Consider the following 16,136-nt stretch of genomic DNA (forward strand, 5'->3'; position numbering starts at 1 on the left):
TTCACTAACTGAGTAAAATAAATAACCCTGTACAATGTACAGGGTTATTTTTTGACTTTAAAGCAAGACAGTATTGATTTGCAAAATTGCCTCAAAAATAAACCTCTTGTATTGCTATATCTCTTAGGTAAAGGCAACAAGCGGTTAGGTTTTAAGAAATTGAATAGCTTTTTGGTATTTGTCTATTCTTTTTAAATCTTTGTCTGTTATTTGTTTTAAGCGATTGAGATCGGAATTATGTTTTAGGTCAGATAATTTCACAATACGAGCAATAGGATTAGATTTAACCCTTATCAAATAATCTTCATAAGTTTCATTGTCTCGTTTGCTTATAGCGTCTATAGCCTCAGAAATCGTATTTCCAAATATTTGCCGAATATATTGTAATGTTACGTTTGTGTCTTCAACACTGTCGTGCAACCAAGCAACAGCAATAATATCATCGTCTTTTGGTGTTACATCGTTAGCAACAAAAGCTAAATGTTCAATATAGGGCTTGCCTGCTTTATCTTGTTGGTTAGCGTGGACGATTTTTGCTAATTTTTCAGCGAGGAGAGAGTTAGCCATTAATGTATTTTTATAAATTGGATAGCTTCCTTTTCAGAGATTTGTTGGTAGTCATCAAATCCGCTAGCAAGGATTTTATCTGCCCAAAATGTACCAAATTTATTGTCCCATTCTTCTTTTTGAGGCTCATAAACGGAAAAACTTAACCAGTTTTCTGGTATTCCTCGAATAAGTTTTTGTTGTTGATTACCAACTTGAGCTAAATAATAGTGATACATTATTTTTTCTCCTTGATTAAATCAATATTTTGAGGTTGTCTAAGATTAGCACTTAGTTGTTGCATTTCAAGAAAAATTTTCTCTTTTTCTGATTGAGGCACTGATGGTTCTCTAAATTTTTCATACAGCTTGTGTAATTTTCCGCTTTTTAGCTCAAAACTTTGCTTAGTATGAAACTGTAACTCAAAAATAGTATTATCTTTCTCAATAAATGTACTGACAAAAGTGTTAATACCTTTATAAATTGCCCCTTTTACCCAAGTATTTTTGACAATAATGGTTGTATATCCTTCCTTTTCAAGACATTCTTGTATTCTTTGATATTGTTCAATAAATTTCTGTTCGTCTAATATAGCAGTGTATCGAATAATATCACGGATGCTTGCAATTGCCTGTTCTTCAGATAATCCAGCCATTATCTCTGTTTCTATTTTTCGTTTGAGGGAGGGTAAGGATTTTAGTCTAAACTCCAATCCACCCATTTTACCGCCAGAAGTGTTAATAATAGATATAATATCGTCGGTAATTTGAGGTTCAACTTTAGTTGCTCTGTCTATAAGTGATTTTATATTCGTCATTAATTAGACCCCGTTATAAACAGTCTGCACCTTAATCGGTTGGTTTAGGTGTCCAACTTTTGGGGTGCAGATAATACCTACAAGCGGTCGTTTTTCATCAAAACTTTACCCATTATAAGTAACGCTTGCTGATCACTTTTAAGTTGTCGTCTAATTCATACACTAGTGGCTGACCGGTTGGGATTTCTAAATCCATAATGTCAGCATCAGAAATACCTTCAATATGTTTTGCTAACGCACGAAGTGAGTTACCGTGTGCAGTCACTAATACTGTTTTACCTGAAATTAACGCTGGAGCAATTTGGTCTTCCCAGAATGGTAATACACGCTCAAGGGTAATTTTTAGGTTTTCTGCGTTTGGAATTAAATCTTTCGGTAAGTTAGCATAACGGCGGTCGTTATGTGCTGAATTTGGATCTTGCGGGTCTAAATCCGGAGGTGAGATGTCATAAGAGCGACGCCAGATGTGAACTTGCTCATCACCATATTTTTCTGCGGTTTCTTTTTTGTCTAAACCTTGTAATGCACCGTAATGACGCTCGTTTAAACGCCAGCTTTTGATTTGGGGAACCCATAATTGGTTAGATTCTTCTAACACGATGTTACAGGTTTTGATAGCACGGGTTAAAACAGAAGTGAATGCAATATCAAATTCAAAACCCGCTTCTTTTAATTTTTGACCGGCTGATTTCGCTTCTTCAATACCACGCTCGGTTAAATTTACATCACGCCAACCGGTGAATAAATTTTTTGCATTCCATTCACTGAAACCGTGACGGATAAAGACTAATTTCATAACAACTCCTTATTTTGAGTAAAAAAGTAATGGATTTAAACTGCGTTATTTATAACAAAATTCGCTCCATTTTAAAATAGATAGTTAATTTCTTTCACTAAAAAGCTGATCTTAAACAAATAACCGATTAGAATATAGCCTTATTGATGTTTTGGATTAAAAGGGACGTTTGTGAAACGCATAAATTCTTACACTTGGGTGGTCATTTTCGGCGGATTAATTGGTGCTGCAGTGCCACTTTCTTTTGCCAATAACCTTAACCAGATTCAGCAAAAAATTCAGCAGCAAACCTCAAAAATTAATGAGCAGAAACAAAAACGCAATGAGCTGCAATTCACGCTCAAAACGCAGGAAGTGGAAATGGGGAAAGTGTTAGATAAACTACAAAAAACGCAAATGTCGTTAAGCGAAGTTCGTCAAACCATTAAAAATACTGAAGCAGAAATTACTCGCCTTGAAAAGTTAGAAAAAGATCAAAAAGAGAAATTAAAAGAACAGTTAGATTCTGCTTATCGTTCAGGGGTGAATCCTTCGGTTTTAGAGCGTTTGATGTCAGAGGAGGCAAAAAATGCGGAAAGAATGACCGCTTATTATGAGCATATAAATAATATCCGCATTGATGTTATTAAGGATATTCGTAAAACGCAAGCCGATTTGAAAGCCAGACGTGATGAATTGACAGGGCAGCAGAAAGATCATCAATCCCAACTTAATGAGCAAAAAAAGCAAGAAAGAGATTTAAAGAAAGTACAGAGCCAGCGTGAAAGTACATTGCGTTCGCTGAATAAAACGCTGGAAAAAGATGAAAGTCGCTTAGAAAATTTACGCAATAATGAAATTGCATTAAAGCAACAGCTAGAAAAAGCTCAAAAAGAAGCTCAGCAAGCAGAAAAGCGAGAGCAACAAGAGGCAAAATCATCTAAAAGCTCAGATAAGGTGAGTAGCACACCAATTAAAGCGGGCAGATATACAATGCCTGTTTCGGGTAATATCATCACTAAATTTGGGAATAACTGGCACGGCGTAGTAATTGGGGCTGCGGCGGGTACGTCGGTAAAAGCAATGGCAAGTGGCAGAGTGATTATGGCACAATGGCTTGCCGGCTATGGCAATATGGTGGCGATTGATCACGGTAATGGCGATATTTCACTTTATGGCTATAATCAGTCTATTTTGGTAAGCAAAGGCAGCAGAGTAACAGGCGGGCAAGTGATTGCGAGAGTTGGGAATACAGGCGGGCAAAGTCGCCCAGCTCTCTATTTTGGTGTTACTCGTAAAGGTACGCCGATCAATCCGTTAAATTTGGTAAAATAGATGCGAAAACAGATTTACAAGCGGTTAAATTTTACGATTTTTTTGCAAATTACCCTGATTTTGCATATTTTGGTGCTTTTTTCACCGCTTGCAGAAGCCGGAAAAATAGCCATTGTGATTGATGATGTGGGGTATCGGGTAAAAGAAGATCGGGAGATTTTATCGCTGCCTAAAGAAGTAAGTGTAGCGATTATTCCTTTTTCTCCTTATGCGACTGAAAGAGCAAAGGAGGCTTATGCTCAAAAGCGTGATATTTTAATTCATTTGCCAATGCAGCCGAAATCTAAACAACTGATTGAGGCAAATAGCGTTAAAATTGGCGATAGCGAAGAAAAAATTCGGAAACTTATTGATAGCTCTCGTGGTCAAGTACCTTATGCAATTGGCTTAAACAATCATATGGGGAGTGGTGCAACCTCAGATCCAGCCACAATGCAATATTTGATGACGGTGTTGAAAGAACAGTCCCTGTTCTTTTTAGACAGTAAAACCATTGGCAGTAGCGTTGCAGCTAAAACTGCTCGCCAAGTTGGCATAAATACATTAGAGCGAGATATTTTTTTAGATGATAGCGATCTGCTTTCTGATGTGCAAAAGCAATTTTCGCAAGCTATTCAATATGCCCGCAAAAATGGATTAGCTATTGTGATTGGACACCCTCGTAAGAATACGATTAGCGTACTTAAACAACACTTAACTCAATTACCGAAAGATATTGAATTGATTGGGGTTGGAGCATTATGGCGGAATGAAAAAGTGGTACCGGAAAAACCGTTCATTATGCTATTTGAACAAGAACCCGCATTAACTTCTGTACCACCTTATGAAAGTGTGCCACTGTTACGCGGTATTCCAAAATAATAAAAGGTTAGCAATGAATACAAAACTGCATTTTTTAACATTCTGCTGTTTAATTGCTTTTGCTTCAATGGCTAAAGCAAATCAGGAACAGAACAATCAACAAGATAGAATTACTGATGTTGATCAAGAAAGAATTGGTGAATTGGAAGATACACTTACAGATGATCCAAATGATGAAGAAAACGTGGAAGCCTTAGTGGATCTGGAAATTAAAGGTATTCACGATAAAGAAGCAAAGAAAAATGTCAATTTGTATTTAAACCAAATTGCCAATGAATATGCAGACGGTTCAGAACGCCATCAATATTTAGTGCAAACAACGGTGGATAAGGCTTTGCGTGCGTTGGGTTATTACAACAGCCGATATCAATTTGTACAGCTGCCTAGAAGTGATAAAAAGCCTTTATTGGTGCTAAATGTAGAGCTAGATAAAGAAACCGTCAAAATTGATGAAACTGATATTGTGCTGCAAGGTGAGGCAAAAAGTGATGCAGATTTTGTGGCTCTTATTAAAAAAGCCCCGAAACAAGGCTCTCGTTTAAATCATAAAACCTATGACAACTTTAAAGGTAATATTGAAAGTAATGCATTCAGCAAAGGTTATTTTGACGGGCATTGGCTCTATCATCGTTTAGAAGTTTACCCAACCGATCATAAAGCCGATTGGCGTTTAGGTTATGATAGTGGCATTCGCTATCGCTACGGGCAAATTAATTTTGTAGATAGCCAAATTAAAGAGGAATATTTACGCAATATTCTAAAAATTAATTCGGGCGATCATTACTTTGCCAATGATCTTTCCAACTTAACCCAAGATTATTTATCCAGTAATTGGTTTTCATCTGTAATGGTTGAGCCACATCTCAATGAGCAAGATAAAACAGTAGATTTAAACGTGTTGTTCCAACCGAAAAAGAAAAATGAGGTTGAAATCGGTATCGGTTATGAAACCGAAGTAGGACCTCGTCTCCAATTTAACTGGAAAAAACCGTGGCGAAATAAACGAGGGCATAGCATTGATACCAGAACTTATATTTCCGCTCCTGAGCAGACGTTTGAATTTGGTTATAACATTCCGCTAAAAAAAGATCCGCTTCATTACTACTATCAAATATCAGGTACGCTTGAAAATGAAGATCAGAAGGATACTAAATCAACCGCAGCCAGTTTCGCTCTACAACGTTTTTGGACTCGAACAACCGGTTGGTCATTCTCTGCCGGTTTAAGAACCCGTTATGATTCCTTTACGCAAGCGAATGATAAATTTAAAACTTTATTAGTTTACCCAACGGCTTCCTTAAACCGTACTCGTACTGATGGTAAGCCTTACCCTCTATGGGGAGATAGTCAAAGGCTAAGAGTAAATTGGGGTAGCAAAATTGTTGGCTCAGATGTGAATTTTTATAGCTATAAAGCCTCTACTTCATTTGTGAGAACCTATGCAGGTAATCACCGTTTCTACTTAAGAGCGGAATTAGGTTATTTGAAAGCAAATCAATTTGAACGCATTCCTCCTGCATTGCGTTTTTTCGCCGGAGGTGATATGAGTGTGCGTGGTTTTGGTTATAAAGATATTTCGCCAAGAGATCCGGAAAATGGGAAACGTGTAGGTGGCTCGCATTTAGCCACAGGTACGTTTGAATACCAATACCAAGTTTACCCGAACTGGTGGGGAGCTGTATTTTATGATGTGGGCTTAGCAGCGAATAAATTTGAAACAAAGCAGTTACATCAAGGTACGGGTTTAGGTGTCCGCTGGGCTTCGCCTATTGGGGCTATTAAATTTGACGTGGGTATGCCTGTAAAATCGCCTGATAATAAACGTGGCTTCCAAATTTACGTGGGTTTAGGCTCAGATATTTAATGCAAGCGATAGCGAAGCTGTGAATAATCCTTACAAGGATTGTGAATAATTTTTGCTAAAATTTTACCAATAATGATTTTTCTTATCCGATAGTATTCAAAATGACGACTGAACAACAAGAAATAATAGATAACCAAGAAACGCAACAAGAAATACCTAAAAAGAAATCAGCATCAAAATGGCGTTTCTTGAAACGGAGCATTTGCATTTTTTTAATTCTGCTCTTGGCTCTTACTTTGTTTTTATGCACAGGCTTTGGGCAGCGTAAAACTGTTCAGTGGGTTGATCAATTAGTTGAGCCGTTGCAGATAGGAAAAGTAGAAGGCAGTATTCAAGATGGTTTACAACTTTCTGATACTCAATTTATTACTGATGGTGTTAATGTACAAATCGGTCAAGCAGACTTACATATCGATTTTAATTGCTTGATTAAGTATGAAGTCTGCCTAAACAATTTTAATGTGAAGGGCACTAAAGTGGTTATTGATACCACTCAACTTCCGCCGTCTCAAGAAAAAGAAGATAATACACCTTTCACTGAGCTGAATTTGCCACTCGGTATTTCAGCGAAAAATATCACACTAGAGAATATTGATGTCAGCATTGATGATATGGATATTCATCTCAACCATTTTAATACCGCAATTTCAGGTAAAGGGCGAGAGGTTATTGTTAAGCCTACTACCTTAGATGGCTTAAAGCTATTATTAGCTTTAAAAGTGGAAGAAGAACTGAAAACACAAGCGGTCGATTCTAATGAAAAAAATGCAAAAGTTACAGTAACCAGAAACCCGGCTAATGCACAAGAAGCGGTGGATCAAGTCGTTCAAGATGCGGTGGAAAAAACAGGCGAAAAGGTGGTTGAAGAATTCCACCAATTACAAGGGAAAACAACCGTAGAGGCTGAACAGCAGTCGCATAATAAAGTGGATTGGGCGGCGATTAAAGCTCAGTTGGAAAAACCAATTTTAAATAAAAATATTCGTCTCTCTTTACCGTTAGATTTAACCGTTGAGCAGATTGATATTGCCAATGTTTCGGTTGCTCAAAAAGCACAAGATGGAAAAGGTAACTTAGTTGAGCCGATTTCACTCATCAATGTGGATTCTTTACAGCTTCAAGCACAAGCGAAAGATCAGCTGGTAACTTTGCAACGTTTGGATTTTAAAAGCGATCAGGGAGATCTTACCGCAACGGGTACGCTTTCCCTTAAAGATAATTATCCATTAAATTGGCAGTTAGAAGCGATGGAAGCAAAAGATGCCAAAGTAAAATTACCATTTAGTCATATTAATGCTACGCTTTCAGGCGAGTTGTATGATAAAACGGTGCTTAATCTAAAAACAGACGGAGCAATCAAGGCAAATTTAGAGGGGCATATTGAGCTTGCAACGCCAAAAACACCTTTTGATCTGATGCTTAAAAGTGAATCAATGAAGTATCCTTTCGCACCGCAAAAAGGCGATGATGTATTGGTTTTAGAGAATATTGATATTCATCTGAATGGTAATCCGCTTGCTTATAATTTGGCTACAAAAGTCAGTGCAAAAGGAATGGGCATTCCACCAAGCTCTGCTGATTTAAAAGGTAATGGAGAATTAACCCATTTTACTATCCACGACTTATTGTTGAATGCGTTAGAAGGTAATGCTCAACTGTCGGGATTAATTGACTGGACAGAAGGTGTCGAGTGGAATTCCAACCTTAAGCTAAACAATATTAATACTAAAGCCGTAGTACCGGATTGGGCGCCAGTATTGTCGGGCTCTCTTTCTTCTCAAGGTTATGCGGGGCGTGGCAATAGCGGCTCAGATTGGAAAGCAGATGTTTCAAATATTGATCTTAAAGGATCGTTGAACCAGAAAAACTTGCAATTAACAGGGAATTTAAATGCGAACAACCAGCAACTTTTAGACGTGCCGGGGTTATCGCTGGTTTATGGCGAAAACAAAATTGATCTAAAAGGACTTTTAGGCGAAAAATCGGACTTTTACGCAGACATCAAAGCCCCGAATTTACAAGGTTTAGTGCCGAATTTAAAAGCGGGTATAAATGGTAATGTGAAATTATCAGGCAAACTTGCCGAGCCAAATGTGGATTTAGACTTAGTTGCTTCCAATGTGAGTTATGAGCAATTCAAACTACAACATTTAACCGCAAAAGGTAAAATTACTACTGAACAGACCATTCAAGGCGATGTGGAATTAGGGCTACGCCAATTTGCCTATAATGACATTAAAGTAGAAAGTGCTACCTTATTGGCAAAAGGGAATGAGGCAAATCACACCTTGAAGTTAACCTCAAAAGGTAACCCTGCTGGGGCAGATTTGCAAATTTCCGGAAAATTTGACCGCTTGCAACAGATTTGGGAAGGGCAGTTGAGCCAAGTTGCTATTCAATCTACCGAGTTTGGCAGATTCCAAACGGATAAAGCAGTGAATGTGAAATATGACAATAAAGCGATTAATGCTAATGTGTCTGCCCACTGCTGGCAAAACCCGAAAATTCACCTCTGTTTCCCAACCGCATTTAATGCAGGGCAAGAGGGGAAAGTACCTTTTGATATCCGTAATTTTAACTTAGCGGTGTTGCAAGATTATCTTGATAATACCAGCCAAATTTCAGGTATTGTAAACGCCAAAGGTGATGCTGCGTGGTTTAAAAATAAACAGCCACAGGTTAATTTAGATCTCACTTCCAATTCCATTAAATTTGTGCAGAAAATGGAAGGGGGAAAAACCTTCCCGCTTACGGTTTCGCCGTTAAAAATCAATTTGAAAATGTCGGATAACAATTTAGCCCTTAAATCAAATTTAAGAGTTGAAAATAACGGCACATTGACAACTGACATTGTGATGCGAGATTTAACGAATGCCAGAACTTTATCGGGTAATATCAATATTGACCAATTAACCTTAAAGCTCATTCACCCGTTACTTGAGCGAGGTGATTTTGTCGATGGCAGAATTAATGCACGCTTAACGGTAAGTGGTAAGGCAACTTCGCCGTTGCTACACGGTAATTTAAATTTAACGGGCTTAAAAGCACGTTCTGTTATGATGCCGTTTGATGTAACAGATGGTAATTTAGCGATGAACTTTCACGGTGCAACCTCTACCTTAAATGGTAGACTGCAAACAAAAGAAAGTGAGCTACGCTTAGACGGTGATGCAGATTGGCGAAATATTAATGCGTGGAGAACCAGAGTTCACGCCCAAGCAAATCGTTTCAGAGTGGACATCCCGAACTTAGCAAGAGTAGAAATCAGTCCTGATATTCAAGTGGTAGCAACCCCAACGCTTTTAACATTAGGCGGTAATATTGATGTACCGTGGGCAAGAATTGAAGTAGAACAATTACCGGAGCAAGCCGTTAGTGTAAGTGGTGATGAAGTGATTATGGACGGTTCAGCAAGGAACAAAGTGCCATTTAATCAACGTACTATTCCAAATCAAACGGCGGGCGGAATGGCGATTGATGCGGATATTAAAATCAATATCGGTAATGATGTTAAGCTCAAAGCGTATGGTTTGAATAGTCATTTAAACGGATTGCTCTCAGTGCGTCGAGGCAAACAAGGCTTAGGGCTTTATGGGCAAGTTCGTTTAGATGAAGGGCGTTTTGCAGCTTATGGGCAAGATTTGCTGATACGCAAGGGAGTGATCAGCTTTGCCGGTTCGCCTTCACAACCATCACTGGATATTGAAGCAATTCGTAACCCTGAAGCAATGGAAGATCCAACCATTACCGCAGGGGTAAGGGTAACAGGCTTGGCAGATGCACCAAACGTGAAAGTGTTCTCCGATCCTGCAATGTCGCAAAATGAAGCACTTTCATACATCTTAACCGGACGTTCTTTAGAAAGTGGTGGAGATGCAGGCTCAAGCAATGCGGTAGCTGCTGCCTTGCTCAGTATGAGTTTATCAAAAAGCAGTAAATTAGTGGGCGATGTTGGCAGTGCCTTTGGCTTAAAAGATCTCAGCGTCAGCACTGCGGGTATTGGTGATAATACCAAAGTAGAAGTAAGCACCAGTCTCTCTCCTCGCTTCCGTGTGAAATATGGTGTAGGTGTATTTGCTCCTTTAACCGAGCTGACATTGAGATACAATTTAACCCCAAGGCTTTATTTGCAATGGGTTTCTAACGTAAATCAAGCGGTAGATTTAATGTACCGCTTCCAATTTGATAAGTTATTTTAATTCGAAAGGTTGTTAGTCAGAGCATTAACAACCTTTTTGCTTTATAGTAAAATGACAACTTTATCTACAAGCGGTCGAAAAAGTAAAAAAATTTACACATTATGGAAAAACAACGCCAACGCGAATTGCAAAAATGGCTTAAAAGTCAGCAAAAAGTCATTAAAAAATATATGCACTTAAACGTACTGTTAGGGATATTCAGTAGTTTATTTATGATTGGGCAGATGTGGCTATTGGCAACAATGCTACAAAAAATGATTGTAGAAAAGCAGTCTCCCAATGCTTTTATAAGTGAAATTGTTTTATTATTCGGCTGTTTTGCTGGCAGAGCATTATTGATTTTTCTGCGTGAGCGTGTTGGCTTTAAAGCAGGGCAGACGTTACGTTTACACCTTCGCCAGCAAATTTTAGCGAAAATGGAAGCAGTTGGACCAATGAGCTTACAACAAAAGCCTGCGGGGAGTTGGGCTACGTTAATGTTGGAGCAAGTAGAAAACCTACACAATTTCTATGCTCGCTATTTGCCGCAGCAATTTTTATCATTAATTATACCGCTTGTAATCCTCTGTTTTGTCTTTCCTATTAACTGGGCTGCTGGCGTCATTCTGTTTTCAACTATGCCGCTATTGCCTCTATTTATGATTTTAGCAGGAATGAAAGCAGTCGAGGCAAATCAACGCAATATCGGTATTCTTTCTCGCATTAGCGGACAATTCTTAGATAAATTGAAAGGTTTAGAAACTATTCGTTTATTTGGACAAGCCGAAAAACAAACCGAACAAATTTACCAAAGTACGGAAGACTTCCGCACCAGTACGATGGACGTGTTAAAAATGGCATTTTTATCGTCGGCGGTATTAGAGTTTTTTACCTCTATATCGATTGCAGTGATGGCAGTTTATTTCGGTTTTATCTTCTTAGGCGAGTTAGATTTTGGTTATTATGGCACAGGCGTTAGCTTATTTATTGGCTTTTTCTGTTTGATGTTAGCCCCTGAATTTTATCAGCCTATGCGTGAATTGGGTGTGTTTTACCACGATAAAGCAGCCGCAATTGGTGCGGCAGATAGTATAGAAACTTTCTTAAAAGAAGAAGTGAAAATACAATCGAATAATGTGCAAAAATCTATTAAAAATCAACCGCTTGTGATTGAAACTCAAGAGTGTGTAATTCTCTCGCCTCAAGGCAAAGTTTTAACACAACCGCTGAATTTCAAAATAACACCACATCAACATATTGCTTTAGTTGGACAAAGTGGAGCAGGAAAGAGTTCGTTAATGAATATGTTACTCGGCTTCTTGCCTTATGAAGGCTCGGTTAAAATTAATGGTGCGGAATTGCGTGAACTGAATTTAACCGAATGGCGAGCGAAATTAGCGTGGGTTGGGCAAAATCCGCAATTAATGCGTGGTAGCTTGAAAGAGAATATTTTACTGGGTAATACAACGGCTACAGATGGCGAAATGACTAGAGCCTTACGTTTATCTAAAGCAGATGAATTTGTGGAGCGTTTAGGTTTGGAACATCAAGTGCAAGACAGTAATATCGGCATTTCAGGTGGGCAAGCACAGCGTATTGCCATTGCCAGAGCTTTATTACGACCTTATGAATTATTGTTACTTGATGAACCAACGGCGAGCTTAGATATGGATTCCGAGCAGCAAGTATTGGAAGCATTGCACCATTTAAGTCGAGAGCAAACAACTTTAATGATTACCCACCGTGTAGAAGATTTAACTCAATGCGATGAAATTTGGGTAATGAAACAAGGGCAAATTATCCAGAAAGGTAGCTTTAGCGAATTAGAACATACAGGCTTTTTTGCCGAATTATTGCGTAATGAATTAGTTCATCAGGGAGAAATCTAATGAAATCATTGTTCCCATTCTTTTCTCTCTATCAAACTCATTTTGGGCGTTTGTTATTAGGTATTGTACTGGCAATTTTAGGTTTAGCGGCAAGTATTGGTTTATTAAGCCTATCAGGTTGGTTTTTAGCGGCTTCTTTTTTAGCGGCTAATGCGATTATTTTTAATTTCTTTTACCCTGCTGGAGGGGTAAGAGGTTTAGCTATTTTCCGTACCGCTTCACGCTATTTTGAAAAACTGGTTACGCACGATGCAACCTTCCGTGTATTGGCAAACTTGCGTGTGAGTGTATTTAAAAAGTTAATTCCTCTTAGCCCAAGTGGTTTAAACCGTTTTAGAAATAGTGAATTGTTGAACCGCTTAGTGGCTGATGTTGATACGTTAGATACGCTTTATCTCAACCTCATCTCACCGTTTGTGAGTGCGGTAATGATTATCCTATTTATGGCAATTGGTTTGTCATTTGTTTCCGTGCCATTAATGCTGATTATTTGTGGTACGCTATTGGCGTTGCTAATTGTTATCCCGACGGTGTTTTACCGTTTAGGGCTGAAGTTAGGGCGAAAGGCAATACAAAATCGAGCAAATTATCGCAGTCAATTTATTGAGTGGGTTCAACTGAATGCTGAATTTTTATTATTCGGCAATTTAAATCAAGCAAGTGAAAAATTACAGAGTACCGAACGCCAATGGCTCAACGCACAAAGCAAAGAGAGCAGACTTTCGGGGTTATCGAATAGCTTATTAATACTTTCAAACGGTATGTTGACTTGTGTGGTCATCTATTTAGTTTCCACCGCAATTAATGTGCCTACAGCGAAATACCCTGAAGCCTTAATTGCATTGGTTGTTTTCTGTGTAATGGCATCAGCTGAAATTCTTAGCCCAATTGGCATTGCATTTTTACATCTAGGTCAGGTCATAACTGCCGCAGAACGCATTAATGAAATTACCGAACAGCAACCAAGTGTACAATTTAATGGAGCGGCACAATGGCAAAATTTAGCGAAAAATCAACCGCTTGTACGTTTTGAAAATGTCAATTTTGCTTATAATGGCGAGCAGCAGGTCTTAAATAATCTGTCTTTAGACGTGCTAAAAGGACAAAAAGTGGCTATTTTAGGCAAAACAGGAAGCGGAAAATCGACCATTTTTCAACTGTTAAACCGCAATTACAGCCCAACAAGCGGTCAAATTTGGCTAAATAATTGCAAAATTGAAGATTTTTCGGAAAATATTTTGCGTTCAAAATTAGTTACCTTAAGCCAGCGTGTGCATATTTTCAGCCAAACGTTGCGTGATAATTTATTAATGGGAAACGCAACAGCCACCGATGAGCAAATGATTGACGTCGTGCAAAAAGTCGGCTTAGGCTACTTACTTGAAACCGAAGGGTTAAAACTTTGGCTCGGCGAAGGCGGCAGACCGCTTTCAGGGGGAGAACAACGCCGCTTAGGGCTTGCCCGTTTACTGTTAAGTTCAGCAGAATTAGTCTTGTTAGACGAACCGACCGAAGGGCTGGATCGGGAAACAGAACAGTTGATCTTAAATCTCATTCTAACGCATTGTGCAGACCGAACGTTATTGATGATTACCCATAGACAAAGTGGCTTAGATAAATTTGATGTGATTTATCGAATGGATAATGGAAAGTTGTTGAATTAAGTTAAGGTCAAAAGCATTTATCTTTTTCTTTCGATAAATGCCTTTTACCATTCAAAAGAAAGCTAAAAAATGCTATATTCACCAGTAATTTTTAAATAGAGACTGACTTTAGAAAAATGGCGGATTATCACGATATTACGATTGCGTATGCGGGCGTATGCCAAGCGGCGAATTTAGTGCAGCAATTTGCACATAAAGGCACGGCAGATAGAGATATGTTTAGGCAATCTATTCGTAGCTTATTAGTTACGCAACCTGAATCTACGCTAAGTGTATTTGGCGATGACCTTTCTCATCTCAAAATGGGGTTGGAAACGGCATTATCTCAAACAGGTGGTGGCAATGGTAAGCTAGATACTGAAGTCGGGCGTTATTGGATAAGCCTGATTGCACTGAGTCAAAAACTGGATAAAACCCCTGAAGCCAAACAGCAACTTGCTCAACGTTTGCAACAAATTGAACGCCAATTGTCGTTATATGAAGATGATGTTTTAGCCGATCAGATGATTGCTAATTTAGCCGCAATTTATAGTGATATTATCAGCCCGTTAGGCACGAAAATTCACGTGGTGGGAATGCAAGATTACTTGGTTCGCCCTGATATTCAACATAAAATTCGAGCTTCACTTCTTGCGGGAATTCGTGCCGCAATTTTATGGCAACAAGTGGGCGGCAGCCGTTGGCAATTTTTATTTTCCCGCAAGAAAATTTTCAATCAAGCTCAACAGCTTTATCGTCAAATTTAACCGAACATTTATTACTTTGGAGAACATTAAACAATGGAACTTACTGCTTTAACTGCGTTATCCCCAATTGATGGACGTTATCAAGATAAGGTAACCAGCCTTCGTCCAATTTTTAGTGAATTCGGATTATTAAAATTCCGTGTAGAGGTTGAGGTTCGCTGGTTACAGAAATTGGCATCTCACGCACAAATCAAGGAAGTTCCTGCTTTTTCAGAAAAAGCAAACGATTACTTAAACCAAATTGTGGCAAATTTCTCGTTGGAAGATGCAAATCGTATCAAAACCATCGAGCGTACCACCAACCACGATGTAAAAGCAGTTGAGTATTTCTTAAAAGAGAAATGTGAAGTTTTACCTGAGTTACAAGCGGTAAATGAATTTATTCATTTTGCCTGTACTTCGGAAGACATTAATAATACTTCGCACGCATTAATGCTAAAAACCGCACGTGAAGAGGTATTATTACCTGAATGGAAAAAAGTGATTGATGCAGTAGTGGAGCTTGCAAAACGTTATCAACATATTCCGTTACTTTCACGTACTCACGGTCAGCCGGCAAGCCCAACAACGATGGGTAAAGAGATGGCAAATGTAGCGTATCGTTTACAACGTCAATATAAACAGTTAGAAAATTTAGAGATTTTAGCGAAAATTAATGGTGCAGTAGGTAACTACAATGCTCATTTATCGGCTTATCCTGAAGTTGATTGGCATACTTTCAGCCAAGAATTTGTAGAATCTTTAGGCGTAACTTGGAATCCGTATACCACTCAAATTGAACCGCACGATTACATTGCAGAGTTTTTTGATTGTGTTGCACGTTTTAACACTATCATCATCGACTTCGACCGTGATATGTGGGGTTACATTGCGTTAAATCACTTCAAACAACGCACTGTTGCAGGTGAAATCGGCTCAAGCACAATGCCGCATAAAGTGAACCCGATTGACTTTGAAAACTCAGAAGGTAACTTAGGCTTGGCAAATGCGGTAATGGCTCACTTAGGTCAAAAGCTCCCAATTTCCCGCTGGCAGCGTGATTTAACCGATTCAACAGTGTTACGTAATTTAGGCGTAGGTTTAGGCTATGCGTTAATTGCTTATGCCTCAACCTTGAAAGGCATTAGCAAATTAGAGGTGAACGAGCAGCATTTACGTGATGAACTCAACCAAAACTGGGAAGTGCTTGCTGAGCCAATTCAAACGGTGATGCGTCGTTACGGTATTGAAAAACCGTACGAGAAGCTGAAAGAATTAACGCGTGGTAAACGTGTTGATGAAACGGCAATGCGTGAGTTCATTGAGAAGTTGGACATTCCTGAAAATGAGAAAGCTCGCTTGAAAGAGATGACACCGGCAACCTATATCGGCTATGCTGTCGAGCTCGTTGATAAGTTGTAAAATTTAACTCAAAAAAGACCGCTTGCAAGCGGTCTTTTTCTGATCGTTTTTTGCAAAGGA

General features: G+C 38.8%; 12 protein-coding genes. 8 read left to right on the top strand and 4 right to left on the bottom strand.

Annotated features, from left to right (window positions below):
* Nucleotides 1–144: 144 nt before the first annotated feature.
* The 4 genes from ICJ55_RS06680 to ICJ55_RS06695 all read right to left on the bottom strand — a co-directional run bounded on the left by ICJ55_RS06680 (nt 145) and on the right by ICJ55_RS06695 (nt 2,159).
* Nucleotides 145–567 (bottom strand): HD domain-containing protein, encoded by a 423-nt coding sequence (locus ICJ55_RS06680; protein ID WP_188156103.1) that lies wholly within the window; start codon nt 565–567, stop codon nt 145–147.
* Nucleotides 567–785, bottom strand: a complete 219-nt coding sequence (locus tag ICJ55_RS06685) for a hypothetical protein (RefSeq protein WP_188156104.1) — start codon at nt 783–785, stop codon at nt 567–569. The genes ICJ55_RS06680 and ICJ55_RS06685 overlap by 1 nt, the downstream gene beginning before the upstream one ends.
* Nucleotides 785–1,363, bottom strand: coding sequence for a hypothetical protein (locus ICJ55_RS06690; RefSeq protein WP_188156105.1), 579 nt, complete (start codon nt 1,361–1,363; stop codon nt 785–787). Before ICJ55_RS06690 ends, ICJ55_RS06685 begins: the two co-directional genes overlap by 1 nt.
* Before the next feature lie 112 nt (nt 1,364–1,475).
* On the bottom strand, nt 1,476–2,159 hold the full coding sequence (locus ICJ55_RS06695) for a 2,3-diphosphoglycerate-dependent phosphoglycerate mutase (RefSeq protein ID WP_188156106.1): 684 nt from the start codon (nt 2,157–2,159) through the stop codon (nt 1,476–1,478).
* A gap of 198 nt (nt 2,160–2,357) precedes the next feature.
* Between ICJ55_RS06695 and ICJ55_RS06700 the strand changes: the two genes are divergently transcribed.
* The 8 genes from ICJ55_RS06700 to purB all read left to right on the top strand — a co-directional run bounded on the left by ICJ55_RS06700 (nt 2,358) and on the right by purB (nt 16,076).
* On the top strand, nt 2,358–3,473 hold the full coding sequence (locus ICJ55_RS06700) for a peptidoglycan DD-metalloendopeptidase family protein (RefSeq protein ID WP_244141800.1): 1,116 nt from the start codon (nt 2,358–2,360) through the stop codon (nt 3,471–3,473).
* Nucleotides 3,474–4,334 (top strand): divergent polysaccharide deacetylase family protein, encoded by an 861-nt coding sequence (locus tag ICJ55_RS06705; protein ID WP_188156108.1) that lies wholly within the window; start codon nt 3,474–3,476, stop codon nt 4,332–4,334.
* Nucleotides 4,335–4,347: 13 nt separating this feature from the next.
* The gene (gene tamA, locus ICJ55_RS06710; protein ID WP_188156109.1) at nt 4,348–6,198 is read left to right on the top strand and encodes an autotransporter assembly complex protein TamA; all 1,851 of its coding nucleotides are present in this window, start codon (nt 4,348–4,350) and stop codon (nt 6,196–6,198) included.
* 101 nt (nt 6,199–6,299) lie between these two features.
* The gene (gene tamB, locus ICJ55_RS06715) at nt 6,300–10,397 is read left to right on the top strand and encodes an autotransporter assembly complex protein TamB (protein ID WP_188156110.1); all 4,098 of its coding nucleotides are present in this window, start codon (nt 6,300–6,302) and stop codon (nt 10,395–10,397) included.
* 101 nt (nt 10,398–10,498) lie between these two features.
* Nucleotides 10,499–12,265, top strand: coding sequence for a heme ABC transporter permease/ATP-binding protein CydD (cydD, locus tag ICJ55_RS06720; RefSeq protein ID WP_188156111.1), 1,767 nt, complete (start codon nt 10,499–10,501; stop codon nt 12,263–12,265).
* Complete coding sequence (cydC, locus tag ICJ55_RS06725) at nt 12,265–13,929, top strand: heme ABC transporter ATP-binding protein/permease CydC (protein ID WP_188156112.1); 1,665 nt, start codon at nt 12,265–12,267, stop codon at nt 13,927–13,929. The genes cydD and cydC overlap by 1 nt, the downstream gene beginning before the upstream one ends.
* Before the next feature lie 116 nt (nt 13,930–14,045).
* A complete protein-coding gene (hflD, locus tag ICJ55_RS06730) occupies nt 14,046–14,675 on the top strand; it encodes a high frequency lysogenization protein HflD (RefSeq protein WP_188156113.1) in 630 nt (209 codons plus the stop codon).
* 33 nt (nt 14,676–14,708) lie between these two features.
* Nucleotides 14,709–16,076, top strand: a complete 1,368-nt coding sequence (gene purB / locus ICJ55_RS06735; RefSeq protein WP_188156114.1) for an adenylosuccinate lyase — start codon at nt 14,709–14,711, stop codon at nt 16,074–16,076.
* The last annotated feature ends 60 nt before the right edge of the window (nt 16,077–16,136 follow it).

The sequence above is a fragment of the Mannheimia bovis genome (genome assembly GCF_014541205.1).
Lineage (GTDB): Bacteria > Pseudomonadota > Gammaproteobacteria > Enterobacterales > Pasteurellaceae > Mannheimia > Mannheimia bovis.